13 protein-coding genes are annotated in these 18829 nt (G+C 72.5%); 9 read left to right on the top strand and 4 right to left on the bottom strand.

Going from position 1 to position 18829, the window contains the following annotated elements; all coding sequences use genetic code 11:
- Window positions 1-2 precede the first annotated feature (2 nt).
- A complete protein-coding gene (locus O7598_RS17535) occupies window positions 3-1589 on the top strand; it encodes an acyl-CoA carboxylase subunit beta (RefSeq protein ID WP_269692412.1) in 1587 nt (528 codons plus the stop codon).
- Window positions 1590-1652: 63 nt separating this feature from the next.
- On the opposite strand, the gene O7598_RS17530 is transcribed toward O7598_RS17535, so the two are convergent.
- Both O7598_RS17530 and O7598_RS17525 read right to left on the bottom strand, forming a co-directional pair.
- A complete protein-coding gene (locus O7598_RS17530) occupies window positions 1653-2408 on the bottom strand; it encodes an ABC transporter permease (RefSeq protein WP_269692411.1) in 756 nt (251 codons plus the stop codon).
- A 16-nt stretch (window positions 2409-2424) separates the two neighbouring features.
- The gene (locus tag O7598_RS17525) at window positions 2425-3378 is read right to left on the bottom strand and encodes an ABC transporter ATP-binding protein (RefSeq protein ID WP_091064528.1); all 954 of its coding nucleotides are present in this window, start codon (window positions 3376-3378) and stop codon (window positions 2425-2427) included.
- Between the two features lie 215 nt (window positions 3379-3593).
- Between O7598_RS17525 and O7598_RS17520 the strand changes: the two genes are divergently transcribed.
- The 5 genes from O7598_RS17520 (at window position 3594) to O7598_RS17500 (ending at window position 12399) form a co-directional block, all read left to right on the top strand.
- The gene (locus O7598_RS17520) at window positions 3594-4364 is read left to right on the top strand and encodes a thioesterase II family protein (RefSeq protein ID WP_269692410.1); all 771 of its coding nucleotides are present in this window, start codon (window positions 3594-3596) and stop codon (window positions 4362-4364) included.
- A gap of 34 nt (window positions 4365-4398) precedes the next feature.
- Window positions 4399-6138 (top strand): fatty acyl-AMP ligase, encoded by a 1740-nt coding sequence (locus tag O7598_RS17515; protein ID WP_269692409.1) that lies wholly within the window; start codon window positions 4399-4401, stop codon window positions 6136-6138.
- Window positions 6135-7106: a beta-ketoacyl-ACP synthase III gene (locus O7598_RS17510; RefSeq protein WP_269692408.1), complete on the top strand. Its 972-nt coding sequence runs from the start codon at window positions 6135-6137 to the stop codon at window positions 7104-7106. The genes O7598_RS17515 and O7598_RS17510 overlap by 4 nt, the downstream gene beginning before the upstream one ends.
- A 25-nt stretch (window positions 7107-7131) precedes the next feature.
- Window positions 7132-8898, top strand: coding sequence for an acetyl/propionyl/methylcrotonyl-CoA carboxylase subunit alpha (locus O7598_RS17505; protein ID WP_269692407.1), 1767 nt, complete (start codon window positions 7132-7134; stop codon window positions 8896-8898).
- Between the two features lie 399 nt (window positions 8899-9297).
- On the top strand, window positions 9298-12399 hold the full coding sequence (locus tag O7598_RS17500; RefSeq protein ID WP_269692406.1) for an AfsR/SARP family transcriptional regulator: 3102 nt from the start codon (window positions 9298-9300) through the stop codon (window positions 12397-12399).
- 64 nt (window positions 12400-12463) lie between these two features.
- On the opposite strand, the gene O7598_RS17495 is transcribed toward O7598_RS17500, so the two are convergent.
- The gene (locus tag O7598_RS17495) at window positions 12464-12637 is read right to left on the bottom strand and encodes a hypothetical protein (RefSeq protein WP_269692405.1); all 174 of its coding nucleotides are present in this window, start codon (window positions 12635-12637) and stop codon (window positions 12464-12466) included.
- A gap of 223 nt (window positions 12638-12860) precedes the next feature.
- On the opposite strand from O7598_RS17495, the gene O7598_RS17490 reads away from it, so the two are divergent.
- The 3 genes from O7598_RS17490 to O7598_RS17480 all read left to right on the top strand — a co-directional run bounded on the left by O7598_RS17490 (window position 12861) and on the right by O7598_RS17480 (window position 17957).
- Complete coding sequence (locus tag O7598_RS17490) at window positions 12861-13199, top strand: hydroxyisourate hydrolase (protein ID WP_269692404.1); 339 nt, start codon at window positions 12861-12863, stop codon at window positions 13197-13199.
- Window positions 13200-13228: 29 nt separating this feature from the next.
- A complete protein-coding gene (locus tag O7598_RS17485) occupies window positions 13229-14953 on the top strand; it encodes a 2-isopropylmalate synthase (protein WP_269692403.1) in 1725 nt (574 codons plus the stop codon).
- Window positions 14954-15173: 220 nt separating this feature from the next.
- Window positions 15174-17957, top strand: a complete 2784-nt coding sequence (locus O7598_RS17480; protein ID WP_269692402.1) for a helix-turn-helix transcriptional regulator — start codon at window positions 15174-15176, stop codon at window positions 17955-17957.
- A 67-nt stretch (window positions 17958-18024) separates the two neighbouring features.
- Here the strand turns inward: O7598_RS17480 and O7598_RS17475 are convergent, their stop codons facing one another.
- On the bottom strand, window positions 18025-18738 hold the full coding sequence (locus O7598_RS17475; protein WP_269692401.1) for a 4'-phosphopantetheinyl transferase family protein: 714 nt from the start codon (window positions 18736-18738) through the stop codon (window positions 18025-18027).
- Window positions 18739-18829 lie beyond the last annotated feature (91 nt).

Here is an 18829-nt window from a genome sequence, read left to right as displayed (position 1 = left end):
TGATGCCTGAGCAGACAGCAACGGAGCCCACCACCGCCGAGCGCATCGCCGCCCTGGACGCCCGGCACCGGCAGGTGGTGGAGACGGCCGAGGACCGGGCCCGGCAGAAGCAGCACCAGAAGGGCAAACTCACCGCGCGTGAGCGGCTCGACCTGCTCTTCGACAGCGGCTCGTTCGTGGAGCTCGACGAGTTCGTCCGGCACCGGTGCACCGAGTACGGCATGAGCGGCGACCGGCCGGACGGCGACGGGGTGATCACCGGCTACGGCACCGTCGACGGCCGGCAGGTCTGCGCGTTCTCCCAGGACTTCACGATCCTGGGCGGCAGCATGGGCGAGGCGTGCGGCGGCAAGGTCATGAAGCTCATGGACCTGGCCATGAAGATCGGCTGCCCGGTCGTCGGCATCAACGACTCCGGAGGCGCCCGGATCCAGGAGGGCGTGCTCTCGCTGGCACACTACGCCGAGATCGGACGCCGCAACGTGCTCGCCTCGGGGGTGATCCCGCAGATCTCGCTGATCATGGGGCCGTGCGCCGGCGGCGCGGTGTACTCACCGGCGATGACCGACGTCACGGTGATGGTGCGCGACACGTCGTACATGTTCGTTACCGGTCCCGAGGTGGTCGCCGCGGTGATGGGGGAGCGCACCACCCGCGACGAGCTGGGTGGCGCGGAGACCAACAGCGAGGTCGCCGGCAACGTGCACCACGTGGCCGACGACGAGCCGGCCGCGATCGCCTGGGTCCGTGACCTCCTGGGCTACCTGCCCAGCAACAACCTCGACGAGCCGCCGGTGTTCGCGCACGCCGGCGCGCCCGAGGTCACCGACCGCGACCGGCACCTCGACGGCATCATGCCGGACTCGGCGAACCGCACGTACGACATGGTCGAGCTGATCGAGCGGGTCGTCGACGAGGACTCGCTGCTGCCGTTCCAGGAGTCGTTCGCGCCGAACATCATCTGCGCGCTGGCCTCGGTCGAGGGGCGCTCGGTCGGCGTCGTCGCGAACCAGCCCGGCCACCTGGCCGGCGCGATCGACCTGGACGCGTCGGTCAAGGCGGCCCGCTTCGTGCGGATGTGCGACGCGTTCCGGATCCCGATCCTCACCCTGGTCGACGTGCCGGGCTACCTGCCCGGCGTACAGCAGGAGCGGATGGGCATCATCCGGCACGGCGCGAAGCTCCTGTACGCGTACTCCGAGGCCACCGTTCCGCTGGTGACCGTGGTGGTCGGCAAGGCGTACGGCGGGGGCTACGCGGTGATGGGCTCCAAGCACCTGGGCGCCGACATCAACCTCGCCTGGCCGACCGCGAAGATCGCGGTGATGGGCGCGGGCGGGGCGGTGCTGATGCTCTACCGCAAGGCGCTGGCCACCGCCGAGGGCGCCGACCGCGAGCGCCTGCTGGCCAAGTACACCGAGGAGTACCGGCAGCTGTTCGACTCGCCGTACATCGCCGCCGAGCGGGGCTACGTCGATCGGGTGATCCGCCCGTCGCAGACCCGCCTGGAGGTTGCCCGCGCGCTGCGCGCGTTGCGACACAAGCGGGCCGAGCTGCCCGCGAAGCGGCACGGCAACATCCCGCTCTGACCGCCGCCACGCGGAGAGGCCGCCACGCCCCGTCGGCGTGGCGGCCTCTTCCGGTCCGGTGCGCTACCGGATGCTGCGGGCGAACTGACGCGACGCCCAGACGACCGAGAGGGTGGTCAGGACCGTCAGGATGGCGAAGCTCTGCCAGACCACGGGCGTCTCCGGGCGCCCGGCGAACAGCTCGCGCATGCCCCGGACCACCCACGAGAACACGTTGAAGTCGGCCACGTTCTGCAGCCACACCGGGGCCAGCGCCAGCGGTAGCAGGATGCCGGAGAGCATCAGCAGCGGGTGTCCCACCGTGTTGATCAGCGGGCTCAGGATGCCCTCGGTCTTCAGCTTCAGCGCCGCCCCGTTGGACAGCGCCGACATGCCGAGCGCGATCATGCCGACCAGCAGGAACCCGAGCAGCAGCTCCGGCAGGCGGACGGTCAGCCCGAACAGCATCGCGGTGACCGTCACGATGGCGGCCTGGAACAGCAGGTTCGCGACGTCCTTCAGGGAGCGGCCGAGCAGCAGCGCCATCGTGCTCATCGGCGTCACCCGGGCCCGCTCGATCATGCCGGCCCGCAGCTCGACGAGCATGTTGAAGCCGGCGAACATGCCGCCGAAGATGGCCAGCAGCACCAGCAGGCCGGGCACGAACGTCGTGTACGCCGCCCCGGACGTCGGCGCGTTCAGCGCCCGCTGGAGCAGCGGCGCGAACAGGAACAGGTAGACCAGCGGATCCAGGATGCTGAGGAAGATCCAGATCGGGCTGCGGATGATCTGGCTGATCTGGCGGTGGAACACCAGCCAGGTGCCGCGGGCGACGTTCATGGCGGCGGGCCCCCTTTCAGGCTGCGGTGAGCGAGCGGCCGGCTTTGGCCAGGAAGACGTCGTCGAGCGACGGCCGGTGCACCTCGATCGTGTCCGGCACGATGCCGGCGTCGTCGAGGTCGTGCAGGATCTTCGGCAGCACCCGGTTGCCGGAGTCGACGAACAGGCGCAGGCCGTCGTCGGTGGATTCGAGCCGGGTCACGTAGGCGGCCCCGGTCATGATCTTCTCGGCGTCCGGGGTGCTGCCGTTCAGCCCGAGCGTGACCACGTCGCCGGCGACCTGACGCTTCAGCTCCTCCGGCGTGCCCTCCGCGACGACCTGTCCCTTCTCGACGATGGCCACCCGGTCGCACAGGGCGTCGGCCTCCTCGAGGTAGTGGGTGGTGACGAGCACGGTCATGCCGTCGGCGCGCAGGCGCTCGATCTCGCCGCGGATGTCGGCCCGGCCGGCCGGGTCGAGACCGGCGGTCGGCTCGTCCAGGAACAGCACCCGGGGCTCGTTGATGAGGCCCATGGCGATGTCCACCCGCCGCCGCTGGCCGCCCGAGTAGGTCTTGCACCGCCGGTCGGCGTAGTCGGTGAGCTTGAACGTCTCCAGCGCCCGCGCGGCCCGCTCCCGGGCCTCGGCCTTGCCGATGCCGAACATGCGGGCCTGCAGGATGAGCTCCTCGCGGGCGGTCGAGTTGTCCGCGGTGCACCCGCCCTGCGAGACGTACCCGATGCGCCGGCGCACCTCGGCCGCCTCGGTGGCGAGATCGGCGTCGGCGATGACGGCGCTGCCGCTGTCCGGCCGGATGAGGGTGGTGAGCATCCGGATCGTCGTGGTCTTGCCCGCGCCGTTCGAGCCGAGCAGGCCGAGCACCTGTCCTTTCTGGACGTCGAAGCTGACACCACGCACGGCGTCGACGTCGATGGTCTTCCGCCCGAAGCGGATCCGGTACGACTTGCGCAGTTCGTTGACCTCGATCATGTCTACTCCCAAGCGGGTGGCAAGGCACGGATGCGCCACACCTGTCCATGCTCGGGGCGGGCGTGCGGTGCGGTAACCCGTAGGCCGCCCCCTACTGACCCGAGACTGCGCCGAGGCAGTTCCGGATCTCTTGCGCCCGCTGTCGGCGCGTGAGGATCCTCGTCTCACATCGCGGGTCCCGCCTCGGGGCCCGGCCGACGTGAGGGGCGACCAGCATGACCGACGACGACGCGGGCCTGTGGATCCGGGAGTACCACCCGGCCGCGCCCGGCAGTGTCCAGCTCGTGTGCCTGCCGCACGCCGGTGGCTCGGCGAGCTACTACTTCCCGGTGTCCCGGGCCCTGGCGCCCGAGGTCGAGGTGCTGGCGATCCAGTACCCGGGCCGGCAGGACCGCCGGCACGAGCCGCTGGTGCGGGACCTGCCGGAGCTGGCCCGACGGGTGCACGCGGTGCTGCGCCCACGGACCGACCGGCCGCTGGCCCTGTTCGGGCACAGCATGGGCGCGAGCCTCGCCTTCGAGGTGGCACGCCTGCTGGAGCTCCAGGACGGGGTGACCCCGGCGGTGGTGTTCGCCTCCGGCCGGCGGGCGCCGTCGCGGGTCCGGGACGAGCGGGTGCACCAGCTCGACGACCGCGGCCTCATCGCCGACGTGCGCCGGCTCAGCGGCACCGAGGGCGGCCTGCTCGGCGACGACGAGGTGCTACGGATGATCCTGCCGGCCATCCGCGCCGACTACACGGCCGCGGAGACCTACCGGTACGCGCCCGGCCCGCCGCTGTCGGCGCCGATCACCGCGTTCACCGGCGAGAGCGACAGCAAGGCCACGGTCGACGAGGTGCGGTCCTGGCAGGACCACACCACCGGGCCGTTCGACCTGCACACCTACCCCGGCGGCCACTTCTTCCTCAACCGGCACCAGGCCGCGGTGCTCTCCATCATCCGGACGCAGCTCGCGGGCGTGCGGGCCGGTTCGCGCACCGCCTGACCCGGCACCACCGCGGAGCGGAAGAGGGATCGACATGACCGACACGATCACGACGACCACGTCGCCCGACCTGGCCACGATGCTGGCCCGGCGCGCGGCGGAGACGCCGGACACGGTGGCGTACTCGATGGTCCGGCCCACCGGCCGCCCGCGGGACGACGAGCTGACGTACGGCGATCTGGAGATCGCCGCCCGGGCCCGGGCGGCCGCCATGGCCGACCGCGACCTCGGCGGGCGGACGGCGGTGATGCTCTACCCGTCCGGTCTCGAGTTCCCCCGGGCGCTGCTCGGCGCCCAGCTGGCCCGGGTGCGCGCCGCTCCGGTGAAGGTGCCCAACCGGCGCAGCGGCCTGCTGCGCGTGCGGGCGGTCGCGGACGACGCGGGGGCGACCACGATCCTCACCACGGCGGCGGTCCGGGACCAGCTCCTCGCGCAGTTCGGGGACGCGCCGGAGCTGTCCGGCCTGTCCTGGCTGTGCACCGACACGGTCGCGGACGAGGCCGCGTCGGCCTGGTCGCCGCGGATCATCGTGCCGGACGACGTCGCGATGCTGCAGTACACCTCCGGCTCGACCGGCATGCCCAAGGGCGTCGTGGTCAGCCACCGCAACTTCTGCGCGAACGCCGAGGACCTGGCCCGGCGCTGGCCGCTCGCCGACGACGGCCGGGTGGTCTCCTGGCTGCCGCTCTTCCACGACATGGGACTGCTGTTCGGCATTGTGATGCCGCTGTGGTCGGGGGCGCCGGCGCACCTGATGGCGCCGGACGACTTCGTCCGCCGCCCGCTGGGCTGGCTGGAGGCGATCGCGGAGCTGCGCGGCACGCACACCGCCGCGCCGAACCTGGCGTACGAGCTGTGCGCGCGGGCGGCCGTCGACGCCCGGCCCGACCTCGACCTGTCCTGCCTACGGGCGACGATCAGCGGGTCGGAGCCGGTGCGGTGGGACACGGTGGAGCGGTTCGCCGCGGCGTTCGCGCCGTACGGGCTGGAGCGGTCGTCGATCAGCCCCGGTTACGGCCTGGCCGAGAACACGTTGAAGGTGTCGGGCAGCCGGTCCACCGACCAGCCCCGGGCGCGGTGGCTCTCCGCCGCGGCGCTGGCCGACCGGAAGGTCGTGGGTGTCGCCCCGGACGACCCGGACGCGACAGCGGTGGTCAGCTGCGGTCCGGCCGACGGGCTGACCGAGGTGACGATCGTCGACCCGGGCAGCCGTACCCGCTGCCCGGACGAGACCATCGGCGAGATCTGGCTGTCCGGTCCCTGCGTGGCGCAGGGCTACTGGCAGCGTCCGGTCGAGACCGCGGAGACGTTCGAGGCGACGCTCGCCGACGGCGACCCGGCGCTGCGCTACCTGCGCTCCGGTGACCTCGGTTTCGTCTCCGACGGCGAGCTGTTCGTCGCCGGGCGGCTCAAGGACGTGATCATCCGGTTCGGCCGCAACTACTATCCGCAGGATCTCGAGCAGACCACCGAGACCTGCGCCCCCGGGCTGCAACCGTCGTGCTCGGCCGCGTTCGCCGTCGACGGCGGCGCCACCGAGGACCTCGTGGTGGTGGTGGAGGTGAACGGCCGGATCCTGCGCGACACCCAGGCCGAGCAGCTCACCGCGGCGGTCCGGGCGACAGTGGAGGCGCGGCACGGCATCCCGGTCGCCGAGGTCGTGCTCATCCGCCGCGGCACGCTGCCCCGCACGACCAGCGGCAAGGTACAACGGCGGGCCTGCCGGGCCGCCTACCTCGACGGCACCCTGGCCCGGATCGGGTCCGCCTCGTGACCGGCAGCCGGATCCGCGGCGTCGGCGCCTACCGCCCGGCCCGGGTCGTGCACAACGACGAGATCTGCGGACCGATCGACTCGACCGACGAGTGGATCCGGCAGCGTTCGGGCATCGTCAGCCGCCGGTTCGCCGGCCCGGACGACACCGTGGTCAGCATGGCGACGCGGGCCGCCGACGGCGCGCTGCGCCACGCCGGGGTGACCGCGGAGAGCATCGACGTCGTCATCGTGGCGACGATGTCCTACCTGTACCAGTCACCGGCGGCCGGCCCGCAGGTGGCGGACCTGCTCGGCGCGCACCGGGCGGCCGCCTTCGACCTCGGCGCGGCCTGCGCCGGGTTCTGCTCGGCGCTGGCCGTGGCCGACGGGCTGGTGAGCAGCGGCTCGGCCGGCCGGGTGCTGGTCATCGGGTCGGAGCGGATGACCGACATCATCGACCCCAAGGACCGGTCCACCGCCTTCCTGTTCGCCGACGGCGCCGGCGCGGTGGTGGTCGAGTCGTCCGGCAGCCGCGGCATCCACCAGGTGGTCTGGGGCGCCGACGGCGCGCGCAGCGGCGTCATCGGCCACGAGGGCTCCTGGGCCCGCACCCGCGACGACCCGGGCTTCTGGCCGGTGATGCGGATGGCCGGGCCGGAGGTCTTCCGCTGGGCGATCTCCGAGGTGGCGCCGGTCGCCGGGGAGGCGGTGCGGGCCGCCGGCCTGACCGTCGACGACCTGGCGGCCTTCGTGCCGCACCAGGCCAACGTGCGCATCATCGACCGGATCGCCGGCTCGCTGCGTCTGCCGGCGAGCGTGGTGGTCGCGCGCGACGTGGAGCACTCCGGCAACACCTCCGCCGCGTCGATCCCGCTGGCGATGGAGGCGCTCGTCAGCGCCGGCCGGGTGCCGTCCGGCGGCCTGGCGCTGCTGTCCGGGTTCGGCGCCGGCCTGACCCACGCCTCGCTGGTGGCCCGGCTGCCCTGAGGGCCGCCGAAAGGAGCTGACACACGTGCACACGGTCCTCATCGCCAACCGCGGCGAGATAGCGGTCCGGGTCGTCCGCGCCTGCCGCGACGCGGGCCTGCGCAGCGTCGCCGTCTACGCCGACAGCGACCGCGACGCCCGGCACGTCCGGCTGGCCGACGAGGCGTACGCGCTCGACGGCGACACCGCGTCCGAGTCGTACCTGCGGATCGACAAGCTGCTCGCCGTCGCGGCGACCGCCGGCGCCGACGCGGTCCACCCCGGGTACGGCTTCCTGTCGGAGAACGCCGACTTCGCCCAGGCGGTCGTCGACGCCGGCCTGACCTGGATCGGGCCGTCGCCGGCGGCGATCCGGGTCCTCGGCGACAAGGTGTCGGCGCGGCACATCGCCGAGCAGGCCGGCGCCCCGCTGGTCCCGGGCACCGCGGAGCCGGCGCGGGACGCGGCCGAGATCGTGGCGTTCGCCGAACGCTTCGGCCTGCCGGTCGCCATCAAGGCGGCCTTCGGCGGCGGTGGCCGGGGGCTGAAGGTCGCCCGGACCGTGGCCGAGATCCCGGAGCTGTTCGAGTCGGCGACCCGGGAGGCGGTCGCGGCGTTCGGCCGGGGCGAGTGCTTCGCCGAGCGCTATCTCGACCGGCCGCGCCACGTGGAGGCCCAGGTACTGGCCGATCAGCACGGCGCGGTCGTCGTCGTCGGCACCCGCGACTGCTCGTTGCAGCGGCGGCACCAGAAGCTGGTCGAGGAGGCGCCGGCGCCGTTCCTGACCGACGCCCAGCGCGACCGGATCCACGCCTCGGCCAAGGCGATCTGCCGGGCGGCCGGCTATCACGGCGCGGGCACGGTGGAGTACCTGGTCGGGACGGACGGCACGATCTCGTTCCTGGAGGTGAACACCCGGCTCCAGGTGGAGCATCCGGTCAGCGAGGAGACCAGCGGCGTCGATCTGGTCCGCGAGCAGTTCCGGATCGCCGACGGTGAGAGGCTGCGGTTCGACGCCGACCCGCCGGCGCGCGGGCACGCGATCGAGTTCCGGATCAACGGGGAGGACCCGGGCCGCGGCTTCCTGCCGGCGCCCGGGGTGGTCTCGGCGGTGACGTGGCCGGACGGGCCGGGCGTGCGGGTGGACGCCGGTATCGGGGCGGGCAGCGTCGTCGGTGGGAACTTCGACTCGCTGCTGGCCAAGGTGATCGTCACCGGCGAGACCCGGGCCGAGGCGCTGGAGCGCTCCCGGCGGGTGCTGGACGAACTGGTCGTGGACGGGCTGGCGACGGTGCTGCCGTTCCACCGCGCGGTGGTCCGCGATCCCGCGTTCACCGACGAGCCGTTCCGGGTGCACACCCGGTGGATCGAGTCGGAGTGGCACAACGACGTACCCCCGTTCGCCGGCGGCGCGACGGCGCCGCCCGCGCTCGAGCGCCCGAGCCTGGTGGTCGAGATCGACGGCCGGCGGCACGTGGTCACGCTGCCCGCCGGATTCGCCGGTCTCGCCACGGCGGCGCCGCCGGCCGGGTCCGCGGCGCCGTCGTTGCGGCCGCGTCGGCGGGCCGGCGGCGGACGCGCCCAGCCGGCCGTGGTCGACGGTGACGCGTTGACCAGCCCGATGCAGGGCACCGTGGTGAAGCTGGCGGTCACGGAGGGTGACACGGTGGTCGCGGGGGATCTCGTCGCGGTCATCGAGGCGATGAAGATGGAGCAGCCGTTGCACGCCCACAAGCCGGGCGTCGTGACCGGCCTGGCCGTCGCCATCGGACAGACGCTCTCCGCCGGCACGGCGGTCTGCCTGCTCGTCTGAGGCCACGGGCCGGCAAATCCCCGAACGTTGCGCGGATCCGCGTTTTGGGGTACGCGTTGGCAAAATTCGTTCCGGCGTATCAAACCGGAGGGAGTGGACGAAAGAGTCGCCCTGAATCGACGCAGCAAACGCATCGATCGGTGCGACTATCGGGAGAACGGCCATTTGTCGCGACCCGAAGGGTGGCGATCGTCAGCCCGGCTGGCACCAGCGGGAATGCTTTCGTAGGCTCGGTGGAGACACCTGGGGGCCAGAGCAATGTGGACGAAGTGGCAGTTTTGTTTATTGTTCTACGACCCTACCGGCTGGCGATCGCGGGGTGAACGAAAGGTTACGGGCATCGAGGCCGTGACCTGCTCCGCACTTCCTGGAGCGTAGGGGGCGCACGTGGATTACCGCGTGCTCGGACCGCTCGAGGTTCTGGTCGACGGCCGTCCCCTCGACCTCGGCGGTCACCGTCAGCAGATCGTTCTTGCCAGCCTGGTGCTGGAGGCGGGACGGGTGGTCCCGGTGGGCCGCCTGATGACCGCGATCTACGGCGAGCACCTGCCCAGCAGTGCCCGCGTCCAGGTGCAGATCTGCGTGTCCGCGCTGCGTCGGCTGCTCGCGTCCTCCGGCCGGGCCGACACCATCATCACCCGCAACCAGGGCTACGTGCTCGACCCGACCGGCAGTCACATCGATCTCTGTGACTACGAACGACTGCTCGCCGAGGCCCGGGAGGCGACCGGCGCGGGCCGTCGCGACGACGCGGTCGGCTGCTACCGCGAGGCGCTCCGGCTGTGGCGCGGCGCGGCCCTGGAAGGCATCGACAGCCAGGTGCTGCGCTCCGCCGCCGACCGGTTCGCCGAGCGCCGGCTGACCGTCATCGAGGACTGCATCGAGCTGGAACTGGATCTGGGCCGGCACCGGGACGTGATCGCCGAGCTGACCGGCCTGGTGCTGGCCCATCCGTTGCGGGAGCGGCTGCGGGGGCAGCTCATGCTGGCGCTCTACCGGTCCGGGCGGCAGGCGGAGGCGCTCGACTCCTACCGGTTGGCCCGCCAGACCCTGATCGACGAGCTGGGCCTGGAGCCGAGCGAGTGGCTGCAGCGCCTCGAGCGGTCGATCCACACCTCGGAGGCCGGCCTGGTCCTCCACCCCGGCCTGGACGGCCCGGCGGCGCTCGTCGTCGCCGAGCAGCTCGCCGACAGCGTGCTGCCGGCCGTCGTGCCGATCGAGGGCGCCGACCTGACGCCGGGCACCGAAGAGCCCGTCCTGCCGATCCTCGCCGCCGAGGACGACCCGCCGCCGGCGCCCGCGCTGACCGCGGCCACACCCTGCATGCTGCCCACCGACATCGCCGACTTCACCGGCCGGGCCCAGCAGGTCAACGACATCGAGGCCCGGCTGGCCCTGTCGGTGGAGAACCCGCGACAACTGGCGGTGCCGGTCATCGTCATCGCCGGCAAGCCGGGCATCGGGAAGACCACGCTCGGCGTGCACGTCTCGCACCGGCTGGCGCCGCAATATCCGGACGGGCAGCTCTTCGCCGACCTGCACGGCCGGGCGTCTCGGCTGGTCAGCCCGATGCAGATCCTGGAACGGTTCCTGCGGACCCTCGGCGTGCCCGGCGGCGTCCTGCCGGACGGGCTGGAGGAGCGCGCCGAGATGTACCGCGGGCTGCTCTCCGACCGCCGGGTCCTGGTCGTGCTCGACAACGTCGGCAGCGAGAGCCAGGTCCTGCCGTTGCTGCCCGGCAACCCGCGCACCGCCGTCATCATCACCAGTCGCAGCCGGCTCGGCGGGCTGCCCGGCGCCACCCACGTCGACATCGACGTCTTCGGCGCCCGGCACTCCATCGAGCTGCTGTCACGCATCGCCGGCGACGGCCGGGTGCACGCCGAGGCCGACGCCGCCGCCGACCTGGCCGAGCTGTGCGGGCAGCTCCCGCTCGCCCTGCGGATCGCGGGCGCCCGGCTGTCGGCGCGTCCGCACTGGACGCTGGAGCAGCTCGCCGGCCGCCTGGAGAACGAGTCCCGCCGCCTCGACGAGCTCAAGCACGGCGCGATGGGCATCCGGGCCAGCATCTCGATGACCTACGACAACATCAGCGAGGACGCGCGTCGGTTGTTCCGGCTGCTCGCCGTCCTGGACTGCCCGGTCTTCTCCGGCTGGATGGGCGCCGCGCTGCTCGACCGGTCGCTCGACGACGCGCAGGATCTGCTCGACGACCTCGCCGACGCCCAGCTCGTGGAGATCACCGGCACCGAGTCCGGCCTGCACAGCCAGTACCGCTTCCACGATCTGATAAGAGTCTTCGCCCGGGAGCGGCTCGCCGCCGAGGAGGCGGTCGCCGAGCGCAACGCGGCGCTGGAGCGGGTCCTGGGCGCGTTGCTGTTCCTCGCCGAGGTGGCGCACCGGCAGCTGCACGGCAACGACAACCTGCAGGTCCACGGCGAGGCGACGCGCTGGGAACTGCCACCGCGCACCGCTGCCCGCCTGGTCCGGGAGCCGTTGAACTGGTTCGAGCGCGAGCGGCAGTCGCTGGTGGCCGCGGTGCGGCAGGCCGCGAAGATCGGCGCCGTCGAGCTGTGCTGGGACCTGGCCGTCACGGCGGTCACGCTCTTCGAGTCGCGGGTCTACCTCAACGACTGGCGGGACACGCACCAGGTGGCGCTCGCCGCGGTCCGGCAGGCCGAGGACCGGCGCGGGCAGGCGGTGATCCTCTACTCCATCGGGTCCCTGGCCATCGTCGAGAAGCGGTTCGCCGACGCGCGGCAGACTCTCGACGAGGCCGCCGAGCTGTTCCAGAGCGTGCACGACGCCCAGGGCGCGGCACTGGTCAGCCGCAACATCGCCTACCTGGAACGGATGGACGGCAACCTCGCCGAGGCGGCCCGACGTTACGAGCGGGCCCTGGCGGTGCTGCGCAACGGCGGTGACCTGGCCGCCGCGGCGTACGTGCTGCACAGCCTGGCGCAGGTCGAGCTGGAGCGGGGGGACGCCGCCAGCGCCAAGGGCATGCTGCCGCAGGCGTTGGAGCTCAGCCGCCAGGCCGGCAGCCGGCGCATCGAGGCACAGGTGCTGCACCGTCTCGGCGACGCGCACCTGCAGGCCGGGGAGCCGGCCGAGGCGGTGGCGGCGTTCGGGGAGGCGCTGGCCGCGGTGCACGACCTCGGCGATCCGATCGGTGAGGCGTACGCCCTGCACGGTCTCGGTCTGGCGCACCTGCGCGGCGGCGACTACACCGAGGCCGGCACCGCGTTGGCCAGCGCCCAGTCGCTGGCCAGCAGCAACGGTGAGCGGCTGGTCGAGGCGCGGATCGCGTTCAGCCTCGGTGAGCTGGCGCTGGCCTGCGGCAAACCGCCACAGGCGGTGGTGCATTTGCACCGGGCGCTCGGCCTGTTCCGCAGCATCCAGGCGCCGGTCTTCGAGTCGCGGGTGCTGGCGATGCTCACCGAGGCGTACACCGCGGCGTCCGGTTCCGATCAGGTGGTCATCGACTCCAAGGCCTCCTGAGGCCCCGCAGACAGCGGCGCCGTCACCGGGGGAGCGGCGACGGCGCGAGGGTCTTCCGGGCGGATCAGCCCCAGGGCCAGTTCCCGTTCGTCACGACCACGACGGGCACCTGCGGGGCCGGCGGATTCGGCGCGTTGCCGTCCGCGCTGGCCGGACTGACGGCACCGAGGGCGAAGCCGGCACCGGCGGCGGCGGCGACGAAGATGCGGGCGATGGTGCGGATGTTGAAAAATCGCATGGAATCCTGTCTCCTCAGACTTGCTTCCGACTTGCGCCGGTTGCGGCTTCGATGAAAACCACGCTATGGAACCGCGCCATCGACTCCTTATCGATGTGTTTAAGAAGCGCTCCGACCGCTCCGGCGGCGGCCGATAACGTCTCGAATGCCGGCCGATAACGGCGGTGCCGATGATGACGCCACAGGCGCCCGCATCGTGGATCGAAAATTAGGTGAGTAGTCGATGAGTGTCTCTGCGCAAGCGTTGGATGTCGTCTACGGACGCTCGGCGGCCGGAGTCCGGGCCCGCCTGGAAAGGCCGAGCGGGGAAAGTTGGCGAACCGTCTCACAGGCGGAGACCGACAGTGACGGTCAGATCCTCGACTGGCTGGACGACGAACTCGAGCAGGGCGCGTACCGCATCGTCTTCGACAGCGACTCGTACTTCGCCAGCCTCGGGATCAGCGCCGCCTATCCGGAGGTCGCCGTGGTGTTCCGGGTGCAGGACGAGACCGACACCTGCCAGATCCAGGTCCTGCTCGCACCCTATTCCTATTCGATGTTCTTCGGCAGCCGGGTCTGAGCCGGTGCTCCGGAGGGAGGAGGAACGTGGTGAACCCCTTTCGACGTGCGGTACGGCGGTACCGGTCACCGGCCGTGGTCCCGCTGACGGAGCGCGCGTGGCCCGGCCGGAGCATCACCTCGGCCCCGAGGTGGCTCTCCACCGACCTGCGTGACGGCAACCAGTCACTGGTCAACCCGATGAGCCCCGAGCGTAAGCTGATCATGTTCCGGCTGCTCACCGAGATGGGCTACCGGGAGATCGAGGTCGGCTTCCCGGTGGCCAGCCAGGACGACCACGACTTCCTGCGTACGCTCATCGAGCGGGACCTGGTGCCGGACGACGTCACCATCTCGGTGCTCGTGCAGGCCCGCGACGACCTGATCCGCCGGACGGTGGAGAGTCTCGCCGGCGCCCGCCGCGCCACCGTCCATCTCTACAATGCCACGTCCCCGCAGTTCCGGCAGGTCGTGTTCGGCATGGACCGGGCCGAGTGCAAGGAACTCGCGGTGCAGGGCACCCGGCTGTTCATGAAGTACGCCGACCGCACCCTGACCGGCTGCGACCTCGGCTTCCAGTACTCCCAGGAGTTGTTCAACGACACCGAGCTGGACTTCTCGCTGGAGGTGTGCGAGGCGGTGATGGACGTCTGGCAGCCCGAGGCGGGTCGGCCGATCATCCTGAACTTCCCGACCACCGTCGAGCGGACCACGCCGAACGTCTTCGCCGACCAGATCGAGTGGATGGGCCGCCGGCTGAGCCGCCGCGAGCACCTCTGCCTGTCGGTGCACCCGCACAACGACCGGGGCACCGGCGTCGCCACCGCCGAGATGGCGATGCTGGCCGGCGCCGAGCGGGTCGAGGGCTGCCTGTTCGGCAACGGCGAGCGGGCCGGCAACGTCGACCTGGTCACCCTCGGGCTCAACATGTTCAGCCAGGGCGTCGACCCGGGCATCGACTTCTCCGACCTCAACCGGGTGCGGCGCACCGTGGAGCACTGCACCGAGCTGCCGGTGCACCCGCGCCACCCGTACGGCGGCGATCTCGTCTACACCGCCTTCTCGGGGTCGCACCAGGACGCCATCAAGAAGGGCTTCGACGAGCAGAAGCGGGTCGCCGCCGCGGCCGGGGTGCCGGTCGCCGAGACGCGCTGGGAGATCCCGTACCTGCCGGTCGACCCGGCGGACGTGGGCCGCACCTACGAGACCGTCGTGCGGATCAACAGCCAGTCGGGCAAGGGCGGGGTGGCCTACGTGGTCAGCTCGCTGCTCGGTCTCCACCTGCCCCGCGACCTGCAGGTGGAGTTCGCCGCGCTGGTGCAGGCGCGCGCCGACGCGGAGGGCGGCGAGGTCGCCCCGGCCCGGATCGCCGAGCTGTTCGAAGCCGAGTACGTCTCCCGTCCGCTGGTCTCCGTGCCGTTGCCGCTGCCCGCCGCGGTGCCCGCCTACCTGCACGTCGACGGCGCGGCCTTCGAGGTGGGCGCGGCCCGCGCGGACCAGATCGAGCAGGTACGGGACCGCCTGGTGCCGTGGGGCATCGACGTCCACGCCGTGCACCGCACCGGCACGGCGCTCACCGGCTGCGGCGGGCTCGCCGTCTACGCCGAGCTGCGCGCCGGCGACCAGGTGCTGTGGGGCGTCGGCGTCGACGCCGACCTGGAGTCCGCCGTCTCGGCCGCCGTCCGGTCCGCGGCCGCCCGGCTGAACCGTACGGCGGCCCCGCCCGCGCCGGAGTGCCTGCCGCTCGGCCCGCCCCGCCTCGCCCGCGTGGTCTGAGCGCCGCTCCTCCGCCGGGTCGCCGTCCACATGGGCGGCGACCCGGTCGCCGTTTCCGGGGTCGGCCCCTACCGATAGCCGGGGGATAACCGAACGACAGTGGTCGACCGTAGCGTCGCCACCAGGCAGAGCGGCCGGGTTGGACGCCACACGGGGGTTCCTGAGATGCCGCTGGAGCGCGCCACCCACGGCGCCCCTCGCACTGAAGGAAGTGAAGAAGATGGGTTTGGTGGAACGTACCGAGGCGATCGAGACACTGGACGGCCTGTTGGCCGCCTCCGTCGCCGGAAAGGGTCGGGTCGCCGTCGTCACGGGACCGGTGGCCACCGGCAGGACCGAGCTGCTGAACGCGTTCGCCGACCGCGTCGTGGACCTCAACGGACTGGCCATCACCGCCACCGGGTCGCGGTCCGAGCAGGACCTGCCGCTCGGCGTGATGAGCCAGCTGCTGCTGGACGCCCCGCTGGTCGACGAGGAGCGGCGGCGGGCGATGAACCTCCTCTACGAGGGCGCGCAGACCCTCACCCACGGCGACGGCGGCACGCACCGCCTCGACCCGCAGATCGTGCACTCGCTCTGCACCGTGCTGCTCGAGCTGTCCCGGCGCTATCCGCTGGTCGTCGTGGTCGACGACCTGGACCGGGCCGACCACGCGTCGCTGGTCTGCCTGTCGTACCTGGCCCGACGGGTGCGGTTCGCGCCGATGCTGGCGTTGTTCAGCCACTCCGGGCACCGGCGGTCGGGCGCACCGGTCCTCGACGTGGACGGCCTCGCCCGGCCGCCGCACGGCGTCCACATCGCGCTGGTCACCCTCTCCGCGGACGGCGTCCGGGAGATGGCGGCGGAAGCGCTCGGCGAGGACGACGCCGCGCGGCTCGCCCCCCGCTGGCACGAGCTCAGCGGCGGTAACCCGTTGCTGGTCGGCGGTCTGGTCGAGGACCACCGGCAGGCGCTCGCCGACGGCGCCGCGCCGGGCAACGAGCCGGTGCCGGGCGGCCAGTACGCCGAGGCCGTGGTCTCCTGCCTGCGCCGCACCGAGGAGCGCGCGCAGCGGGTCGCCCAGGCGCTGGCGATCCTGCCGGACGCCGGCTCGCTGGACAAGCTGACCGGTCTCGAGCCGGCCCAGGTCGCCCAGGCGGTCCGCGCGCTGACCGCGGCCGGCCTGCTGCAGCGGGGCGACTACCGGCACCCGGTGGCCCGCGAGGCGGTGCTGGCCCAGATCGACGACGGTGAGCGGGTCGCGCTGCACCGGCGCGCGGCGGAGATCGCCTACCACGAGGGCGCGGTCAGCCAGGTGGTCGCCGAGCACCTGCTGCGCGCCGGTCAGACCGACGACCCCTGGGTGGTGCCGGTCCTCGAGGACGCGGCCCGGCAGGCGCTGCGCGCCGGCCGGGTGGACGCCGCCGTCGACTATCTCCGGCTCGCCTGGCAGACGTGCGCCGACGACCGGCACCGCGCCAAGATCATGACGACCATGATGCGGGCCGGCTGGCGGATCAACCCGAGCATGTCCACCGGCTACCTGCCCGAACTCACCGCGGCGATGCAGAACGGCTTCCTGCGCAGCGGCGACGCGCTGGTGCTCACCAAGGCGCTGCTCTGGAACGGCCAGTTCGCCGACGCCCGGTCGGTCTTCGAGCAGCTCAACGCGTCGGCCGACGAGCACGACCAGGAAACCCTCACGGAGCTGGCGATCGCCCGGCCGCTGCTGCGGTCCACCTATCCGTCGTTCTTCCCGATGCTGCGCCCGCAGGTGCCGCTCGCCCCCACCCCGATCCCGACCGTGTCCGCCGGGCACCGCCTGGAGGCCGCCAGCGCGCTGGCCACCGTGCTCACCCGCGGGCCGTCCGAGCCGCTCGCCGCCGGCGTGGAGCGCATCCTGCACAACTCCCGGCTCGACGAGATGACCCTGGACACCGTGGAGAGCGCGCTGTTCGCGCTCACCTACAGCGGCCACGCGGACCGGGCCGTGCCCTGGTGCGACACCTTCGTCGAGGAGGCCGGCGCCCGGCAGGCGCCCAGCCGGCTCGCCCGGCTGGCCGCGATCCGGGCCGAGATCTCGCTGCGCCTGGGCGAGCTGCCCGCCGCGGTCCGGCACGCCCGCCTGGCGCTGGAGAGCATGCCGCCGAGCAGTTGGGGCGTCGCGGTCGGTGGCCCGCTCGCGGCGCTGATCACCGCGGCCACCGCGATGGGCGACTACGACCTGGTGCGCGAGCAGCTCGACCAGCCGGTCGCCGAGGAGATGTTCCAGACCCGGTACGGCATGCACTACCTGCATGCCCGCGGCCGCTACAGCCTGGCGATCGGCCAGCTTCCGTTCGCGTTGCGCGACTTCGAGCAGTGCGGTGAGCTGGCCGCCCGGTGGAAGCTCGACGTTCCCGGCCTGATCCCGTGGCGCACCGACGCCGCCGAGGCCCTGCTGCGGATGGGCCGTCCCGGGCCGGCCCGCAAGCTCGTCGACGAGCAGCTCGCCCGCTGCGGCAAGGACGCGCCACGAGTGCACGGGATGGCGATGCGCCTGCTCGCCGCGACCAGCGAGCTGCGGCACCGCCCGATGTTCCTGCGCCAGGCCGTCGATCTGCAGACCGCCGGCGGCGACGAGTACGAGCTGGCCCGCGCCCTGGCCGACCTCACCGAGGCCTACCACGTGCTCGGGGAGTCCCGCCGCGCCGGCATGATCGCCCGCCGGGCCCGCGCGCTGGCCGACAAGGCCCAGGCCCAGCCGCTGCTCAAGATGCTCACCCGGGGAGGGAACTGGGACGAGTCCGAGTCGATCGCCCAGCCGCTGAACCCGGCCGGTGGCGCCGCCATGCTCAGCGACGCCGAGCACCGGGTCGCGGCCCTCGCGGCGGAGGGGTACACCAACCGCGAGATCTCGATGAAGCTCTACATCACCATCAGCACCGTCGAGCAGCACCTCACCCGTACCTATCGCAAGCTGAACGTGACCCGCCGCACCGACCTGCCGGCCAACCTCAACCTCGACTTCTCCGTCGCGGGCTGAACCGCGCGTACCACGACGACGGCCGCGCCCGGAGGGGCGCGGCCGTCGTGGTGTTCCCGGTGGTGGCTCAGGTGGACCGGCGGGTGGCGACCCGACGACCGACGGGGTGCGTCCGGGGGACGGTGGGAGCCAGCACGGTGATGGCGGTGATGATGAGGCCGTTGCGCACCAGCCAACGGCCGGAGAAGCCGGTCAGCTTGCGGCCCTGCACCCACGGCGCGGTGACCAGGAGGCCGGCGGTGAACGTGCCGGAGAGCGGGTCGAGCACCACCTTCGCGTCCTCGAAGTCCAGCCAGCGCCCGGTCAGCGGGAACCAGGCCTTGTAGACCGACTCCTTGGCGCTGAACAGCATCCGGTCCCACGACACGGCGGGGTGGTCGTGCTGGAGGACGGCGATGCGGTCGCGTTCCTCGGGCAGCGAGACGGCGGCCAGGATGCCGTTGGCGAGCGGCTCGTCCGGCTCGGCGTCGATGCCGACGGTGGTGACCCTCTCGCGCTCGGCGACCACGGCGCCGCGATAGCCGGCGCAGTGGGTGATGCTGCCGACCAGGCCCTCCGGCCACTGTGGCTCACCGCGGGCGCCGGGCAGGATCGGCGCGGGTGGCCGGCCCAGCCGGCCCATCGCCTGGCGGGCGCACCACCGCGCGGTGGTGAATTCGCGGCGTCGCTTGTCGACCGCCATCCGGATGACGGCCTCCTCGTCGTGGAAGAGGGTGGCGTCCGGGGGGTCCACGAACGTGTCGACGGCCGTCACCGCGGCCGGGAGAATGGACTCGATCATGGCTTCCTCCGTGCCGGAGAAACGGTTCCGGGGTCAGCGGCGCTCCGGCCGGCACGGAGGTGTGCCGGTTGCGGGATCGTGCTGACAGGTG

Origin of the sequence: Micromonospora sp. WMMC241 (assembly GCF_027460165.1) — a bacterium.
In the GTDB taxonomy this organism is placed as follows: Bacteria; Actinomycetota; Actinomycetes; order Mycobacteriales; family Micromonosporaceae; genus Micromonospora; species Micromonospora humi.
Note: the sequence above shows the minus strand (reverse complement) of the source record. Positions and strands in the feature narration are given on the sequence as shown.